The 17,058-nt window shown below is 45.7% G+C and carries 14 protein-coding genes; 3 read left to right on the top strand and 11 right to left on the bottom strand.

Annotated elements, in window-relative coordinates; all coding sequences use genetic code 11:
• Positions 1–267: 267 nt before the first annotated feature.
• From AC1DWN_RS03900 to mutS, 7 genes are all read right to left on the bottom strand, one after another.
• Positions 268–918: a peptidylprolyl isomerase gene (locus tag AC1DWN_RS03900; RefSeq protein WP_477557628.1), complete on the bottom strand. Its 651-nt coding sequence runs from the start codon at positions 916–918 to the stop codon at positions 268–270.
• 16 nt (positions 919–934) lie between these two features.
• The gene (locus tag AC1DWN_RS03895; protein WP_477557627.1) at positions 935–3,406 is read right to left on the bottom strand and encodes a transglycosylase domain-containing protein; all 2,472 of its coding nucleotides are present in this window, start codon (positions 3,404–3,406) and stop codon (positions 935–937) included.
• Between the two features lie 160 nt (positions 3,407–3,566).
• Positions 3,567–3,812 (bottom strand): RNA chaperone Hfq, encoded by a 246-nt coding sequence (hfq, locus tag AC1DWN_RS03890; RefSeq protein WP_477557626.1) that lies wholly within the window; start codon positions 3,810–3,812, stop codon positions 3,567–3,569.
• A gap of 17 nt (positions 3,813–3,829) precedes the next feature.
• Complete coding sequence (miaA, locus tag AC1DWN_RS03885; protein ID WP_477557625.1) at positions 3,830–4,843, bottom strand: tRNA (adenosine(37)-N6)-dimethylallyltransferase MiaA; 1,014 nt, start codon at positions 4,841–4,843, stop codon at positions 3,830–3,832.
• Positions 4,840–5,616, bottom strand: coding sequence for a class I SAM-dependent methyltransferase (locus AC1DWN_RS03880; protein ID WP_477557624.1), 777 nt, complete (start codon positions 5,614–5,616; stop codon positions 4,840–4,842). The genes miaA and AC1DWN_RS03880 overlap by 4 nt, the downstream gene beginning before the upstream one ends.
• Entirely contained in the window at positions 5,613–7,646 is a 2,034-nt protein-coding gene (gene mutL / locus AC1DWN_RS03875; protein WP_477557623.1) for a DNA mismatch repair endonuclease MutL, read from the bottom strand. Before mutL ends, AC1DWN_RS03880 begins: the two co-directional genes overlap by 4 nt.
• 27 nt (positions 7,647–7,673) lie before the next feature.
• Positions 7,674–10,418 (bottom strand): DNA mismatch repair protein MutS, encoded by a 2,745-nt coding sequence (mutS, locus tag AC1DWN_RS03870; RefSeq protein WP_477557622.1) that lies wholly within the window; start codon positions 10,416–10,418, stop codon positions 7,674–7,676.
• A gap of 517 nt (positions 10,419–10,935) precedes the next feature.
• Here mutS and AC1DWN_RS03865 point away from each other — a divergent pair.
• Both AC1DWN_RS03865 and AC1DWN_RS03860 read left to right on the top strand, forming a co-directional pair.
• Positions 10,936–11,271, top strand: coding sequence for a YolD-like family protein (locus AC1DWN_RS03865; protein WP_477557621.1), 336 nt, complete (start codon positions 10,936–10,938; stop codon positions 11,269–11,271).
• Between the two features lie 64 nt (positions 11,272–11,335).
• A complete protein-coding gene (locus AC1DWN_RS03860) occupies positions 11,336–11,461 on the top strand; it encodes a hypothetical protein (RefSeq protein WP_477557620.1) in 126 nt (41 codons plus the stop codon).
• A 193-nt stretch (positions 11,462–11,654) separates the two neighbouring features.
• On the opposite strand, the gene AC1DWN_RS03855 is transcribed toward AC1DWN_RS03860, so the two are convergent.
• Together AC1DWN_RS03855 and AC1DWN_RS03850 are read right to left on the bottom strand one after the other, a co-directional pair.
• Positions 11,655–13,307, bottom strand: a complete 1,653-nt coding sequence (locus AC1DWN_RS03855) for a putative amidoligase domain-containing protein (RefSeq protein WP_477557619.1) — start codon at positions 13,305–13,307, stop codon at positions 11,655–11,657.
• A 387-nt stretch (positions 13,308–13,694) separates the two neighbouring features.
• On the bottom strand, positions 13,695–14,255 hold the full coding sequence (locus tag AC1DWN_RS03850) for an outer spore coat protein CotE (protein WP_477557618.1): 561 nt from the start codon (positions 14,253–14,255) through the stop codon (positions 13,695–13,697).
• 534 nt (positions 14,256–14,789) lie between these two features.
• Here AC1DWN_RS03850 and AC1DWN_RS03845 point away from each other — a divergent pair.
• Positions 14,790–15,218: a PH domain-containing protein gene (locus AC1DWN_RS03845; protein WP_477557617.1), complete on the top strand. Its 429-nt coding sequence runs from the start codon at positions 14,790–14,792 to the stop codon at positions 15,216–15,218.
• A 157-nt stretch (positions 15,219–15,375) separates the two neighbouring features.
• Here AC1DWN_RS03845 and AC1DWN_RS03840 read toward each other — a convergent pair whose 3' ends face one another.
• Positions 15,376–16,173 (bottom strand): ABC transporter permease, encoded by a 798-nt coding sequence (locus AC1DWN_RS03840; RefSeq protein ID WP_477557630.1) that lies wholly within the window; start codon positions 16,171–16,173, stop codon positions 15,376–15,378.
• A gap of 82 nt (positions 16,174–16,255) precedes the next feature.
• Positions 16,256–17,050, bottom strand: a complete 795-nt coding sequence (locus AC1DWN_RS03835) for an ABC transporter ATP-binding protein (RefSeq protein WP_477557616.1) — start codon at positions 17,048–17,050, stop codon at positions 16,256–16,258.
• Positions 17,051–17,058 lie beyond the last annotated feature (8 nt).

Genomic DNA, 17,058 nt, shown 5'->3' with positions numbered 1-17,058 from the left:
CCATTCGACCAGGGCAGCAGAATACGCGCAAAATTCGCTATAAATCAGCTGTTAGCTTCGTCTACAGAGTAGCATAATTCGGTTCATAAGAACATTTTTTAAGCGGATATTCCATCCGCTTTGTTTGCTGTACGCTTTTTTCCTTGCTTGCACAAAAAAACAAACGGCACAGGGCTTTTTCCCGTGCCGTTTCGGATTCCATTTTTATTCCCGGTCTTGTCTTTGAACTTAACTTAATGACATTGCCCAAATGGGACGGCGTTAGCATTACGCTTCTTCAATGACGATTGATTCGATAATTATTTTCTCAGTCGGCGAATTGTTCTTGATCGGTGTTTTAGCGATCGCTTGTACGATATCCATACCGTTCTCCACCTTGCCGAAGATCGAATAATTCGGTTCACGATTTAAATTAACGGCATCTGGACCCGTGCAAATGAAAAACTGACTGCCCCCGGAGTTAGGCTTGCTCGCATTAGCCATCGCCACAATTCCCTCTTCATATTTCATATCTGCATCAAGCTCATCAGGAATGACATATCCAGGTGTTCCTGTTCCATTTCCTTTTGGATCACCGCCAAGAATCATATACGATTCAATGATGCTGTGGAATGTCAACCCATCATAAAAGCCTTCCCGAGCTAGGAAAACGAAATTATTTACCGTTACTGGCGCTTCATCAGAAAATAGCTTTACTGAAAAATCGCCTTTATTCGTATGGAACTCCGCTGTGTACGACTTATTAAGATCGATGCCCATTTCAGGCATCTTGTCCCAGTTCATTGTCTTTACAGGCGCTGCCTCGCCATCATCAGCTGTTGTCCGTATATCGCTCTTTGATCCACAGCCAGCCAAAAGAATGGCAATGGATACAAGAGCGATAAAAAAACGAAACCGCGTATTCCTTTGCATGTTCATTACTCAACCACCTGTTCTACAAGTTTCCTTCACCGGAATTTCCCGTTGAATTATTCTCCATGCCACCGCCTGTACTAGGTATTTCACTAGGTTGCGCACTTCCATTTCCTGGATCAGGAGTAGGTGTCGCTTCTGGAATGTCGGTGCCGTCCCCAGGCTCCGTCGTTCCTTGATCACCGTCCCCCTCTATCGGAGGAGTTGGTTCAACTGGATCAGTTGGAATTGGTTCCATTGGGATATCCGGTTCGGTTATCTCAGTCTCCGGAATTTGTATAGTACTCGGTTGAGATTGACTGCTTTCCACCTTATTCGTTCCATCATACGCAACCACATAATAGGAGTAGGACATTCCTGGGAATGCACTCATATCAACTGTACTTGTTTCAGTAAGTCCATCTACAAATAGTGAGAAATCACTTTCCGAGGCTTCTTTACGATATACCGCATACGTAATATCGCTTCCCTTAAACAGATCCCATGATAGCTGGACCTTCATTTCTTCCGGAACAAATACGGCCTTAAAGTTTGTTATAGCTGCCGGCGGTATATTCTCTTTGATACCTTGCGGTTTCACGAAGCTGGACTTTGGCTCATTTTTCAAAGCTGATTTCATGACCTTCCCGAACAGCGCAGCTGATTGAGAACCGCCAGTTTTCAGAAAATGTTTATCATCTGTAATATCGTAGCCCATCCATACTGCAGCCGTCCATTCCGGTGAGTAACCTACGAACCAAGCGTCTTTAATACCCGAATTTTTATTACTCATTTTTCCGAACTGAGTCGTACCCGTTTTCCCGGCAATAGGACGATTAATAGCCGCCTTCCTACCTGTTCCACCATTTACTACATCTTGCATCATCTCAGTCATATACCAAGCCGTTTCGGCAGACATAAGCTGCTTGGACACTGGAGCTTTATAATCCCAAGTCTTCTCCTTGCCCACAATCTTAACGATTGTATGAGGATCAACTGATTTACCGCCATTCGCAAACACGCTGTAAGCAGTGGCTAATTGTAATGGTGTAGTTCCCTCTGTAAATCCGCCTAGAGCAATTGACAAGTTACGGTCTCCCGGCTCTAGCTCAATGCCAAGCTTAGTTGCAAACTCAAAGCTTTTCTTCAAGCCTACTTCATTCAGCATCCATACAGCTGCAAGGTTGCGTGAATCCTTCAAAGCTTGATTCATCGTAACGGATTGGGCTCCCCATCTATCCGTAGGACAGTAATTAGAGAAGCATTTCTTGTCATTTGCGAGCACTGTCCATGGGTAGTACTTACCCGTTTCAAGTGCAGGACCATAAGACATAATCGGCTTGATCGCTGAACCAGGCTGACGTTTTACCTCTACACGATTATGGCTAATGCCTTTCTTAACATAATCACGACCGCCAGACATTGCTTGTATCGCACCGTCACGGTGATCCATAATAATCATCGCACCCTCTACCTGACGCTTCGGGTCTTTGCTTTCTTCAAAGTTATTATCATTATTAAACTCGGTATCGACTGCCTTCTGAGCATCCTGATTGAGCGTCGTATAAATTTTATATCCGCCAATCCGCAATTCTTCCTCAGATTTACCCGTCACCTCAATTGCCTCTTCAATTACATAATCAACAAATGCCGGATAGAGATCTGTTTTATTTTGTTCGTGTTTAGTAGGCAACTCGTACACAACAGCCTTGGCTTCTTCCATTTCAGCTGCTGTAATTTTTCCTTGATCGTACATTAGTTTAAGTACGACTGCACGGCGACTCATCGAATCCTCCGGGTTTTTGATCGGATTATAGCGATTCGGCGCCTTCGGCATGCCTGCTAGCGTTGCGCTTTGCCACAACTCCAAATCTACAAGCTCTTTATCAAAATAGAATTTAGCAGCATTCTTCACACCATATACACCTTTACCAAAGTAAATACGGTTTAGATACGTTGCTAAAATTTCTTCCTTAGACATCTGATGCTCAAGCGCGACAGCAATTGAAGCTTCAGTTGCCTTTCGGAAGAATGTCTTATCGGCAGTTAGAAACACGTTTTTGGCTAACTGCTGTGTAATCGTACTTCCGCCCTCAACCGCGCTTCGCGCGATAACATCCTTCACAATAGCTCGTCCAATAGAGAAGAAATCAATTCCTGAATGCTCGTAAAAACGCTGATCTTCTGTTGCTACAATCGCATCCAGCATCGATTTTGGGATATCTTTAAATTCCGCGAGTTCACGATTATCATGCAAATTATAGAGTCTCGAGATTTCTACTTCGTTCGCATCATAAATGATCGACGTTTCTCCTAGATCCAGCTTACCCCCGTGTTCCTCCAGCAATCGCTCACCATTCAATATAATAAAAAGGTAACCGATTATTCCACACACAATTGCGATAACCGCGGTAAAAAATATACCATAAAACCACTTGCGTCCTGATATCCTTTTTTTCTTTTTTGTCTTCGTTTTTGTTTTCGTTGCAGTCTTATTACTTGGTCGTTCAGCCATAGCCGACTCCCCTCCTGTTGTTCCAGTATCCGTATACTCTATTTTTGCCATGAAATGAAAAGAACAACCCGGCATGGAGCGGGTTGTTCTTGCCTGCCGCTATCTAGTTAAACGTAGCACGGTAAGAGAAAGTTTCACTTACCAGTATTCACGTATTCACCTAAGCATCTGATCCGCTAAGCTCATGGTGCATAAGCGACACATTGCGCTGCGGAGTATACGTAGAAATCGCGTGTTTATAGACCATCTGTTGACGGCCTTCACTGTCAATAATGATTGTGTAATTGTCAAAAGCTTTAATAACGCCCCGAATTTGAAATCCGTTCATCAAAAAAACCGTAACAGGTATGCTGTCTTTACGCAGCTGGTTAAGAAACGTATCTTGAATATTAATTGATTTGTTCATTGGACGTTACCCCCGTCTTAAAAAGATTGATTAGAAGTATATTCAAGATTGACTTGAAACTTTCCTGCTATTGTATCATGAATCAGCAGTAAATTGTTGTGAAAATTTTCATCCATGTCGATCCAATGAATATCTTTCATATGTCTAAACCATGATAATTGCCGCTTTGCGAATCTTCGAGTATCTCGCTTCAGTCGTTCTACGGCAGCTTCCAAAGAACAGTTTCCTTGCAAATAATCCGCTATCTCCTTGTAACCAAGTCCTTGCATCGCAACTGCCTGCGGAGGCAGATCCCGCTCCAGCAATTGTCTAACCTCGTCCACCAAGCCCTGCTCCATCATTAAATCTATCCGCTGCTCTATTCTACGATACAACTTTACACGGTCCATAGTCAAACCGATTATGCAAAGCTCGTAAGGAGACTCTTTCTTTTGACCTTCCTGCTGCTCCGTAAAAGTCTGTCCCGTCATATGATAAACCTCTAAAGCGCGGATAACGCGGCGAAGGTCGTTAGGGTGCAGCCGCTCTGCAGCCTGAGGATCAGTTTCCGCTAGCTTGAGGTGCAGAGCTTCTGGCCCATTTTCCAAGGCGAACTGTTCCTGCTCCTGCCGGAAAGCTTCATCTGAGCCGTTAGACGCAAATTGATATTGATAACAGACCGATTCGACATATAGACCGGTTCCACCTACGATGAAAGGCAGCTTACCGCGTTCAGCAATTTGCTCAATTGTACGGATCGCCTCTGCTTGAAAATCTGCTGCTGAGAAGGACTCATCAGGATCACAAATATCAATAAGATGATGAGGAATTCCTTCTTGCTCTTCATGGCTGATTTTGGCTGTACCGATATCCATACCGCGATAGACCTGCATCGAGTCACCTGATATTATCTCAGCGTTCCATGCTTTTGCAAGATCAAGGCTCATTCTAGTTTTGCCTACCGCAGTCGGTCCAATCAGCACAAGAAGAGGCTGTTTGCGTACAGCAGCAGGTTCTGTTTCTAGCTGTTCTTTATCTATAAATTCATTCAAATCTCTATCACTCCATATGCAATTTTGGACGTATTTACATGCCGTCGCTCGAAGCCGAGCCTGCCAAACTCTTCGCTTGCTTGATGCTCCTTAAGTACTACTGTTTTACGCGCAACCCTCACTGCCTGCTCGATGACCTCGGGCGTCAATGCGTTCATATTTGCAATGGATCGAAGCGGCTCCATCGAGCTCGATTCATTAATAGGCCTGCGAAACATTGGGTCGAAATACACGATGTCGACACTGCTATCTGACAATGTCTTCAAATAGTCCAGATGATTAACGTTGCGCATAACGATACGCCGCATTGCGGCATTTACATCTTCCAAGCCTGTATCGTAGCTTGCCAACCCTTCACGAACAAGTGCGCAAAGGACAGGCTCACTTTCCACTGCTACAACACTGCCACTCTCGCCTGCTGCATATGCAAATACAAGAGAATCAGAAGCAAGACCAGCCGTACAGTCCAAGACACTATCCCCTTCTCGGCAGTCGGATAACTGTATGAGCGGGTCTGATTCACCTTTACGCAGTCGTTTTACACGTACGAAGGCCATGCTTGGATGGAAATATAACGGTGTTTCCGATTGTTCATCATAATAGCGAACCTCTTGCTCAGTGACTACCATTAATCGCTCATCCGTGCTGAGCGTTATAAGCTTACGGACCGTCAAGTTTCCTCGTGCAACTAATTTAGCCGAGAGCTCCACCGCTAACCGCGCTGCTTGATCCATCGCGTTACGGGATGGCTTAGCTGTAGTTGTCACAATCACGACATCACCCGCTTAAACATTTTTTCCAGCTGATAGGTAGAAAGATGGACGATAATAGGTCGGCCGTGAGGGCAAGTATACGGCTGTTCACATCTCGAAAGTCTTGCTAGCAATGAATCGCCCTCTTCACGATTCATCCGGTCATTTGCTTTGATTGACGCTTTGCAAGAGCACATGATGGCCGCTTTCTCGCGCAGCTTCGCGATGTCAATGGACTTGCGCTCTGAAATAATCAGCTCGGCCATTTCTTCAAGTATGGCCTGTTCATCTCCCGCAGGCATCCATTCTGGATACGAACGAACAAGAAAGGTTTGTGCGCCAAACGGTTCAATCTCAACTCCAGCTTGTGCAAATAGTGGCATCAAACCTCGGAGCTGCTCCGCTTCTCCTGATGTAAATTCCATCGTAAACGGTACTAAAAGCTGTTGACTCGCATCTTCTGGATTGCCAAATTTACGAAAATAATATTCGTAATTAATTCTTTCATGTGCCGCATGTTGATCAATAAGATACAGTCCATCCTCGGCTTGCGCCACGATGTAGGTGCCATGATGCTGTCCGATCCAGTGAAGCTCTGGAAATGCCGGCTCATCGGAGTTCGCTTGCTGCGTTACTGCTTGGCTATCCTGTAGCTCAGCTTTATCAGTTGAAGCTGATGAAGAGTCTGTTGATGCAGTTGAAGCAAATGGCAAGTCAGATGATGCTGTTGTAGATGATTCAGAGCCTGTTGATGCCAATGAAGCAAATGACAAGTCTGTCACTGTAGAAGCTTGCTCCCAAGCTGCAGCCTGCTCGCGCACTGTTACGTTCTGTTCATTTGAAGCCACAGGCGTTGCATACAGTCTTTCCGTCGCATCACGAGGGATATACTCTCGCGAAGTTTGAGGCATGCTTGATGGTGCTGAACCAGTTGTTCGATTCGGCACGAATGGTTTAAACGATTCCGACTGCGGTTCGAGGCGATGAAAGGATATTGCGTCCTGCACAAACAGCGGCTTCGAGCGATCCTGTCTCGTGCTTGATTCAGGACCTGGTATATGGCGCTGACGACCCAGAACGCTTTTGACAGCCTCTTCTACTAATGCACGAAGCTCTGGTTCCTTACTGAATCGCACCTCCATCTTAGAGGGGTGGACGTTAACATCAAGCAGGCTGGGATGCATACCTATTTCTAGAACAGCTAGCGGAAAGCGATTGATCGGCAGCAGCGTATGAAAAGCTTGAAGCAATGCTTGATTAATGGCATGACTGCGAATGTACCGTCCGTTAACGATAGCTGTTATTCCATTGCGGTTCGCACGCGTAAGCTCTGGCTTCGATACATAGCCGCGAAGCTCGTAATCCGCATTTTCCGCTTCTACGGGCAGCATCGCTTTTGCTGTACTCGAGCCATATACAGCAGCAATTACTTGGAGCCTGTCTCCAGTGCCAAGTGTCCGCAGCAAAACATTTCCATTGTGCTTAAAAGTAAAAGCGACACCGGGGTGCGCTAGCGCGATTCGGTAAATATAGTCGGATATATGGCCTAGCTCTGTTTGAATAGCTTTCATATATTTAAGACGAGCAGGCGTATTATAGAATAGATCACGAACGGTAATATCGGTTCCTTGCGGCGAATTAGCTGGTTCATCTGTCGTAATCGCACCGCCCTCAATGACGATCCGCCTTGCAAGACCGGTTGTTGTGTCCGAAGAAATACAGGTCAACCTAGAAACTGCCGCGATACTCGGAAGCGCCTCGCCACGAAAGCCTAGACTAGCTATTTTGAAAAGATCACTGCTCGTAGAAATCTTGCTCGTCGCGTGGCGCTGAAACGCCGTAACGATATCGGATGCTTCAATCCCGAAGCCGTTATCGACGACTCGAATAAGCGTCAAGCCGCCTTCTTCAATCGTTATATCTACTGTCGTGCTGCCTGCATCGACAGCATTTTCTACAAGCTCCTTCACAACAGCAGCCGGTCGTTCTACTACTTCGCCTGCCGCAATTTGGTTGGCGAGCTGTTCATCTAAAACCTTTATTTTTCCCATACGTTACGACTCCCCCTCTCGCTTCTACTATTCGTTCAGCTTGCCTTTCATATCATTCAGCCATTGCATCGCTTGCATCGGAGTCAAATTAAACAAGTCAAGCTTGCGAAGCTGCTCCGCGAGTTGTTCCGCCTTCGGACTCGCTTTCCTCTTAACAGGCTCCAATTCCTTTGCAGCAGCAGGCTCGTCAAAGATGGAAAGCTGTACGATACCGTAATTCCCTGCAGTTTCCTTTGCTATATTTTCAGGAGCAGGATTATTGGATGAGTTAGGCAACGAAGTAGGTGTTGCATTCGATTCTATAAAAGCTGGTGTATTCAAACTAGATGACGAAATATTTTCAAGGTTAGGCTTTCTTTTATCCACTGTACTTGACGGCTGGACTGAGTATGGCTCAGCATCTTCAAGAAGCTCATATGCTCGTCCAATAATCGACTGCGGCAAACCTGCTAGCTGAGCGCAATAAATACCATAACTCGTATCCGCTGCACCAGGAATCAGCTTGCGTAAAAATGTAACATTGTCGCCGCTCTCCTCGACCGCCATACGCGCGTTTGTAAGTGCCGGCAATGATCCTTCTAAATGTGCCAGCTCATGAAAGTGGGTGGATACTAAAGCCTTGCAGCCAATATGATGATGTACATATTCAATGACTGCTTGCGCTATAGCCATACCTTCACCAGTCGATGTCCCGCGTCCCAGCTCATCAATGATAACAAGACTGTTCGCGGTCGCTTTTTCCGTCATAATCTGAATATCTTTCATTTCCACCATAAAGGTGCTCTGACCGCCAATTAGATCATCAGCAGCTCCAATTCGGGTGAAAATTCGATCGATAAGCGGAACGACAGCTGATTTTGCCGGTACGAAACATCCGATTTGAGCCATAATGCAGATTAACGCGACTTGACGCATATAGGTGCTTTTCCCAGCCATGTTCGGCCCTGTAATAAGAAGCATCCACTCTTCGTCCTTGCTGAGTGAGGTGCCATTAGCAATAAATGGAGTTCCATCCATCATTGCTTCAACAACCGGATGTTTTCCGTCTTCAATATGCAAATCAAAGCTTTCATTTACGCGAGGCCGTGAGAATCTGCGCTCGGCACTAACCGTTGCCAATGATTGATAAGCGTCAAGCTCCGCAATGACTGCTGCCGCTTGCTGTAGCCTACTTAAATGCAATGCAAGATGGTCACGCAGCTCAATGAATTGCGCATATTCCAAATCAACCATTTTGTCTTCCGCTTCTAGGATAAGACGTTCCTTCTCCTTCAGCTCAGGCGTGACATAACGCTCAGCGTTCGCCAGCGTTTGCTTGCGCTCATATCGGCCTTCCGGAAGCATCGCGATACTTCCTTTTGACACCTCCAAATAATAGCCAAACACCTTGTTGTAGCCGATTTTCAGTGATTTAATGCCGGTTGCTTCACGCTCTTTGCGTTCTAGCTCCGTAAGCCACTTCTTCCCGTTCGTGCTCGCTTCTCGAAGAGTATCCAAGTAGGCATCATGGCCAGCACGAATGAGTCCGCCTTCGCGAATGGTAACTGGCGGCTCATCAACCAGCACTCTCTCGATTAGATCTGCTAAGTCCGAGCAATCATCTACTCCGTCTACGACTTTCTTAAGTACATCCGACCCAGACTGCTCACAAAGCGTCGACAAGCTTGGTATACGCTGCAGTGAGCTGCGCAGTGCCTGAAGGTCACGGCCATTTGCGCTGCCAAATGCTACTCTACCTACTAATCGTTCCAAATCATATATAGGCTGCAGCTCAGCCCGAATATCATCTCGTAAAATAAGATCGCGATAAAGTGTCTCCACAGCATCCAATCGAGATTCTACTGCCTTGCTGCTCAGCAGTGGCTTATCGATCCAGCGGCGAAGCATACGCGCCCCCATAGAAGTTTGTGTACGATCTAGGAGCCATAAGAGCGAACCCTTCTTGCTTCTATCGCGAACCGTCTCCGTCAATTCCAAGTTTCTTCTCGTATAATGATCCAAAATCATAAACTGATTCGGTTCATATGTACTTATTGTCCGTACATGTCCAAGCGAACGCTTCTGCGTCTCATCCAAATAGCCTGTCAAAATACTGACAGCGCGTAGACGAGCCTCTGAAAGCTGCGCCAATTCCTCTGCGCCGTAGTGTTCAGTAAGCTTGTCTGCTGCCATTGGCTCGCGAGCAGTCAGGAGTACTTGTCTGTTCCATACGGCTGTTGCCTGCAGCTTGTCCAACAACTCGGTATCACCAACGATCTCCGCAGGCTGATAGACGTTGATTTCATCGATCAACGCTTCCAAATGATCAGGAAACGATGTGACATACAGCTCGCCAGTGGATAAATCGCATGCTGAAATGCCTAACATGCTGCCTGAACGGACAGCGGCTGTAATGAAATTGTTCGACTTGCCTTCCAGCGACTTGGATTCCATGACCGTACCTGGTGTAATAATTCGCACGATCTCGCGGCGCACAATGCTTTTGGTAGCTGATGGGTCCTCTACCTGCTCGCAAATGGCTACCTTGTAGCCCTTTTCAACAAGTCTGCTTATATAGTTTTCCGCAGAATGATGGGGAACGCCGCACATAGGAATTTTTTCATCGCCACCGCCCCCTCGAGCCGTCAGCGTAATTTCAAGTTCACGGGAAGCATTTATTGCATCTTCAAAAAACATTTCATAAAAATCACCTAATCGAAAAAATAAAAAAGCGTCCTTCGCTTCTTCTTTTATGGCAAGATATTGTTGAATCATCGGCGTATATTCAGACATGAGGTCCTCCTAAAAATTAACGGCCAATCCTTCTAATTATAAAAGAGGCTCGTTCCTATAATAGATAACAGTAGAACTTCATTATACCAAGCGGAACAGGTGTGCGCTACAAGCGTAATCGGCTTTCGCTGTCCTTTTGCTGCCAAAAATGCTCGTCTCGAGGAAATAGGTGAGTACATTTAAGAGTGATAACTTATAAAGATTAATCTATCTGAAAAGACTTCATTAGATTCTGGTTAGGCTTTGAGGAACTTTAGTAAGCTGAAAGGAAGGAAAACTAAGCGGGACGGAATGGATTTTTTAGGTAAAATACGGTTTAGACAAAAAAAGGACCCACATCGCTGTGGGTCTGTCCTAGTTCTATAGATCAACTGTGGGGTTGATGTTTTCATTATAAAAACCGAAGCTTAAACCAGCATTAAAAGAGTATGTCCGTTTCATGAAAAGTCAAGACTAGAATAAGAACGTTTGTTCTGTATATAATGGAACCATCGATAATGTAAAGGTGGGAACGAGCGTGAAAGTGAACAAACTAACTCCAGAAAGCAACCTGATGTGGGATGGCGGCACAATGCTGCAGCCTGAGCACACCGAAGCAATGAAGGAGCATCGTCACAACCACATTCGCCGGCAGCAAATTAAATTGCAGGAGCAGCAACAAAATGGTGTATCGCAAGCACTTGAGTTATCTCTTAAGCACAGAATGCAGATCAAGCTTCGGATGTATCATCCCTATGAAGCACTTGAGGTGATTGGTGTGTTGGACCGCCTCGATCAGAACAATAGTCGGTTTATGGTAGACGGCGAGTGGTTTGAGATTGGGAATATTGAAGGAGCTTGGGTTGGGGAGTGAGTTGTAGTCAATAAGTGTCATGAGAAAATGACGTGTAAGAAATAGCAATTGAAAGGAAAATGCTATGCAACTTTATTTTACACTTGAGAATCATGGTTGGTTGGATATTCATGTTACCGACAACGTCACAGACGATTTTACAAACAAGACAAGCAGCTATTTGATCTCTGCCTCTTATTTGACAGATTAATAAAGGTACTTGTGTTTTTAAGAGCCAGTTAAAGTTAATGGTTTTAGTAAAGAAATTTGAGATTGAGATTAATAAGTTACATAATTTAGACCCGAAATGAAAGCATGGAAAATGTTGGAAAACTCATAAATAGCAATGTTTCAACGATAATAGTCCAAATAATAAAAAGTGTATTTATTTTTGAGTTACAAAGCTAATAAGGCGCTATACGCCATTTCGCGCGGATATCAGTGGATTCATTCCATGTATTTCCACGGAGGGCCGCATCAAATAACGGCTCGATGTAAGGCGCGAGTTCTTTGAAGCTTGCAGTCGCCGCAATGGACGCGGCGATACCATCTAGACAGTCGGCGAGCTCGGTGCGATCGCCGGTGTAATAAGCTTCAACATACCGCTCCTCAAGAGCAGGTATGTAAGTCAAATTGAACGCTTCGCGGGCGCATAAGAGCGCCAATGCGAAGGATGCTTTTGCTGCTGCCGGCGAGACAAGCCAGCTCGGCAGCGTACGATATTCAAACCCGCCATGCGACTGCAGTCGATAGTCCCCGAGTGTTCCATATCGGGGACGTCGAGCTCGCCCAGCGGGGTCCTCGACTAGAGCAAGCGGGAAAGCCGCGTAGCTGTCAAGAAGGCTGAGCAAGCGGCCGGTAAGCGGCGCTCCGCTTAGGTGAATGTGCCCGCCGAGCGCTAGCCCCGGCACGGGCATGGCTCCAGCGGCCCAGCGCAAAGCGGGGTCGCTGATGCGGTCGGCGGCGCGCAGCATTAGCCGCCGGATGTTCGCGGCTAGCGATGCCGGGTCAGCGGCCGGATCGGGCCGCAGCTCGGCGACGGGATAGAGCAGCCGTCGTCCCACAAGCATAGCGTCGGCTCCCGCAGCCCCGCCGACGCCAGCTCCAAAGAAACGTGACGCCGACGCGATCTTACCGCTGGGCGTCACAAGCACAAACTCTGGATCGGCTCCTATAAGAAGCGGCCGCCTCTCCGCACCCTCCGCTCTCACTGCTGCGTACCACGCAGCAAATCGGCGCAGCGCAACCGCCTGCAGCTTCGTGTCCCTCAGCTTCGGCCAAACTGCATGGACGGCTGTTCGCCCGTCCCCGCCTAGCGCGACCTCGGCCTCTCCGATATCGAGGCCTAGCGCGTAGAGTGCTTGCACGGCGGTGCGTACAACACGCCGCAGAACAATATCCTCAGGCCATCGCCCAATGCTCTGCCCAACATCCTCGCTCGCTTGCTGCGCCCCACTCTGGGCTCTCCAAGTACTCATAGGATTACTACCTACACGTCTTTCAACAACTCCCTCCTCAGTACCCAATCTCTCCTGTAAAACACCACTGTTAGATCTCCAATTGCTTCTTGCCTCACTAACCTCTCGATTTATTTCTCTCTCATTGCTTCTCGATTCACTACCCTCCCTGCTCTCTTCGACTCTCCAATTTCTCGATTCACTCCCTGCTCTGCTTCCCCCGAATTCTCTCCCCTGAGCATCAACGCGTTGTATCTCAACTGGCTCCAAGTTCACTACACTTACGCGATATAACCGTTCACTCTCAAGAGTAACTCCACTATGTAAACCAGCACGTTGCCAAATACGCTGTTTCTCCTCGTAAGACATATGCGCTACCTTCGAGCTGCTTGCGTTCAACACCCACACAAGACCAAAACGGTTATCGATCGAACGCGTATCGGACAACGAAATTACAGCATCCCCATCTTTAACAGCAGACCAAGACTGCACATTAAACGATTGGGCTTTTCGGAGATCTGAATCGCGAACTAAGCGCTCCGAATATTCGATCCGTTCCAGTCGGTCATAATTGCCGTACCATATCCACGTCGAAGCCATCGCGCTACCCGCCTTTTTCTAATTTTCTTCAATCAATTTTATCTAATTTCATTCCATCAGTTTTCAATAATTTCAATTCATCAATTTCACATAAATTAATTCAATCAATTTCCTCTAATCTCATCCCATCAATTTCATCACAATTAATTCATTCAATTCCCTCTATTTTCATTCCATCAATTACATACCCAATAATCACTATTCCACTCATCACGCGAATTACATCTAGATGTCACCTCGATTTCACACTCATCCTGCCAATAAGATTCATCTTGCACTAGAAATCCTGATCCATTTCAAAAAATAAGAAAAAAAAAGAGGGCTTTCGCCCTCGAATATACTGCTTCCGCAGCATATGATAACCTGAAAGCAAAGCAGCCCGCTTGCTTAAAGATCATCGTCCAGATCTGGATCCAAATCCTCATAATCGTTATCGCCGAGGCTGAACTCCAAATCCTTGCCATCCAGGTCACCGCAACCGCCTGGTACTACCGCTACACAAACCTTAGTCTCGGCTATTAATTCTACCGAAAACTCACGTTCGACACGTACAACGACTCCTGAGCCATTCGAAGAAATATTCGCTTCGATACAATTAGGCTCCTGAATCACGTCGGCAGAAACTTCCTCAGTAGAAGTCCGATGTTTTGGATCTACATAGGAGAGACTGACGTGCTCAACATAATGTACGGATTCTTTTGCTACGTCTGTTTGCGAGTTTTTGCTGTACGAATACCAAATGTTGATATCGTAAGTACCGATCACCTCAATGCCGTCGCCCGAACGAACCGCTTCATACTGATGATTGATAATCCATGCACCCAGGATACTGGTTGGATGATGAGGCGGCGTTACGGTATGGGTTACAGTGGAAAACTTACGACCTTTTCCGCAGACAGCTTTAGTGATAATTTCTCTGTAATGCAGCTGTTTATCTGCAATAGTCATTGATTTAACCTCCTCCATACAATCATTCATTTAAAGTGTATGCAGGACATAGGCAAATGTTGATTAAGTGGTCCCATATAAATGATTATATTTAATAGCACTGGGATATTAACACTCATTCGCTGCGTCTCCTTACATCTATATGAGGTATATAAGTAATTGATTCGTGCTTAAAAGTGGTTCTGGAATACAAAATCATATATAAAATCACTGCATTAGCTACCATCCAGCTCTTTCAACAAACGTATGGGGTGGAGTGATTAGCATGGATATGATCCAATCAAACAACTGATTTTTTCTTGATCCTATGTTTTGAATGGAATACATACAATCTAATAGGTATCAAAAGACTTTTTAACTGTAAAATGCACGATTAGCTTGGATGAAATACAGTCTAATTCAATTTTCACCGATTTGATGTGGATTTGATTGTATGAAATCCAGTCTAATTCAAATACGACATTAAAAAAGCAGGGCTAGATGATGATAGATAGTAATAATCTTAAATAGTTGTAAATGAAGGGGTGATTCAATGTGAGCGGTATTTTAAATGGATTGTTCGGTAACTACTCAGAGCTTCCAATTCGGGAGCTGGCAAGTCAGTACGGTGCCTACCTCATGTCTGGCGAACAGATACGAACAGGTTTTAGATTAATTCGCGATACCTTTATTGTTTCTGATAGACGTATTATTTTGATCGACCATCAAGGTGTTACCGGTAAAAAGACTAGAGTAGCCTCAATCGACTTGGATTCCATTTATGAAGTGACGATGGAAACAGCTGGAACTGGCTTCGATGATAGTGAGCTAACCATTCATTACATAACTTCGCCCTATTTCAAAAGCAATAACGTAAAAACAGCCTCATATAAATTTGAGTTCGGAAAAAAATTCAATCTCCAGCCATTCTACGTGGCAATGTTAACGATAGCAGATCAGAACCGCAAAAAACTGAATACTTAACATCATCTATTATTGAATAAGTTATTGTAAAAGTTAATCATCAAGATTCTGAAGATCCTACTAGGAACCGTTCATTTCTATCTATCCTAAAGAGCCCAAGACCATTCAAGGTCAGGGGCTTCTTCTTTATTTACATAATGCTCGCACAAAAATATTGCTATCGCTCGCGCCAGCCTTCCGTTAAACGCCGCTCTAAAGTAGCTACCAGCTGATACATGACCGTCGCAACAGCTGCAATAACAATTAAAGTCGATAGCACCAACGTAAAGTTGAACACCTGAAAGCCATAAATGATCAAATAACCGAGTCCGACCTGTGCCACGAGAAACTCCCCAACAATAACACCTATCCACGCCAGCCCTACGTTCACCTTCAACGTAGAAATGATGACCGGAAATGAAGCTGGCAAAATAACCAGTCGAAACAATTGCGAACGAGAGGCTCCGAGCAAGCGAACAACCTTTACATAGCCCGTCTCAATCTCTCGAAATCGATTATATATATTTAAAGTCGTAATGATCACCGTAACCGATAAGGTTATTGCTACAATAGACATAAAACCCGGTCCAAGCCCTACGATAAAAATAGGTCCAAGCGCGACCTTCGGCATACTATTCAAAACGACCAAATAAGGGTCGAATACCCGTGATAAAAATGGAAACCACCAAAGTATTGCGGCAATGGCTGTTCCGAGTAATGTGCCTAACGCAAAGCCTACGATTGTCTCCATGACCGTCATGCCGACATGCGGCCAAATGCTGCCGTCAAAACTCATTTCCCATAATAAACGAAATAGCTTTGATGGGTAGCTGAATAAGAGCGGATCAATCCATTTATTCTGTCCAGCTGCCTCCCAGAGTCCTATAAAAAGGAGCAGGATGACCAGTTGAGTCACGCCTACAGCAGCAGTAACACGGCGCCTCCGCAGCTTAAACCGATTATGCAGCTCCACCATCCAGTCGCGGCGATCCTCTTGAATACCGGTTATAGACGCGATATCTCGGTCATCCGCTTTCGATTGCTTCATCCGCTTATGATCATCCAACGCGTCCTCCCCCTTCATTGTCCTCATCATCAAGCTCCGCCCATAGCCGTTCAAAAATAGGCTGGAAGCTTGGAAGCTTCCGAGCATCCAGTGGCGATGCTTGCCGAATATCCTCCGGCATCTCCAATACACATCGAATATGTCCAGGGTTTCGTCCTAACACAATGACACGATCGCTCATCGCAACCGCTTCTGCTAGATCATGTGTCACAAGTACAGCTGTTTTGCCCAGCCTCTTTAACGTTTGCTGAACCAAATCCTCAAGCTGAAGCTTAATATGCAAATCCAATGCAGAGAAAGGCTCATCCAGCAGCAGTACCTCAGGCTCTGTTGCAAGCGTCCTAGCTAGGGCGACTCGCTGTCTCATCCCACCTGACAGCTCATGCGGATAACGATGGGCTGAGTCAGGAAGACCCAGCTCTGTTAGTAAGTCATCAACAGCTTGAAGCGTCTCAATCGTTCTGCGGCCGCTTATTTCAAGACCTAAAGCAGCATTGTCTCTAATGGTTCGCCATGGAAACAAAAAATCTTGTTGCAGCATATAACCTACTTTGGGCGATGGGCCATTGACACGCTCACCATTCAACAGCACCTGCCCGCTTGTTGGAGGAAATAGACCTGCTAATAAACTAAGCACCGTCGTCTTGCCACAGCCGCTCGGTCCTACTAAGCTGACGAATTCACCACGTGATACGGTCAGCTCAATTTGTTCCACTGCAAGCGAGGCGCCTTTTTCATTTACATAAACATGAGTTAACTTCTGCAGCTCAAGCACCGGTACGTTCATTATGCAAG

This window comes from Paenibacillus sp. P4_A7 (assembly GCF_056402455.1).
Note: the sequence above shows the minus strand (reverse complement) of the source record. Positions and strands in the feature narration are given on the sequence as shown.

Coding starts and splice junctions, on each gene's coding strand:
- AC1DWN_RS03860 (WP_477557620.1), top strand. CDS start 11,336: ATGCAACTTTATTTTACACTTGAGAATCATGGTTGGTTGGATATTCAT.
- AC1DWN_RS03900 (WP_477557628.1), bottom strand. CDS start 918: ATGAACATGCAAAGGAATACGCGGTTTCGTTTTTTTATCGCTCTTGTA.
- AC1DWN_RS03855 (WP_477557619.1), bottom strand. CDS start 13,307: ATGGCTTCGACGTGGATATGGTACGGCAATTATGACCGACTGGAACGG.
- hfq (WP_477557626.1), bottom strand. CDS start 3,812: ATGAACAAATCAATTAATATTCAAGATACGTTTCTTAACCAGCTGCGT.
- mutS (WP_477557622.1), bottom strand. CDS start 10,418: ATGTCTGAATATACGCCGATGATTCAACAATATCTTGCCATAAAAGAA.
- AC1DWN_RS03850 (WP_477557618.1), bottom strand. CDS start 14,255: ATGACTATTGCAGATAAACAGCTGCATTACAGAGAAATTATCACTAAA.
- AC1DWN_RS03835 (WP_477557616.1), bottom strand. CDS start 17,050: ATGAACGTACCGGTGCTTGAGCTGCAGAAGTTAACTCATGTTTATGTA.
- AC1DWN_RS03895 (WP_477557627.1), bottom strand. CDS start 3,406: ATGGCTGAACGACCAAGTAATAAGACTGCAACGAAAACAAAAACGAAG.
- mutL (WP_477557623.1), bottom strand. CDS start 7,646: ATGGGAAAAATAAAGGTTTTAGATGAACAGCTCGCCAACCAAATTGCG.
- AC1DWN_RS03840 (WP_477557630.1), bottom strand. CDS start 16,173: ATGGTGGAGCTGCATAATCGGTTTAAGCTGCGGAGGCGCCGTGTTACT.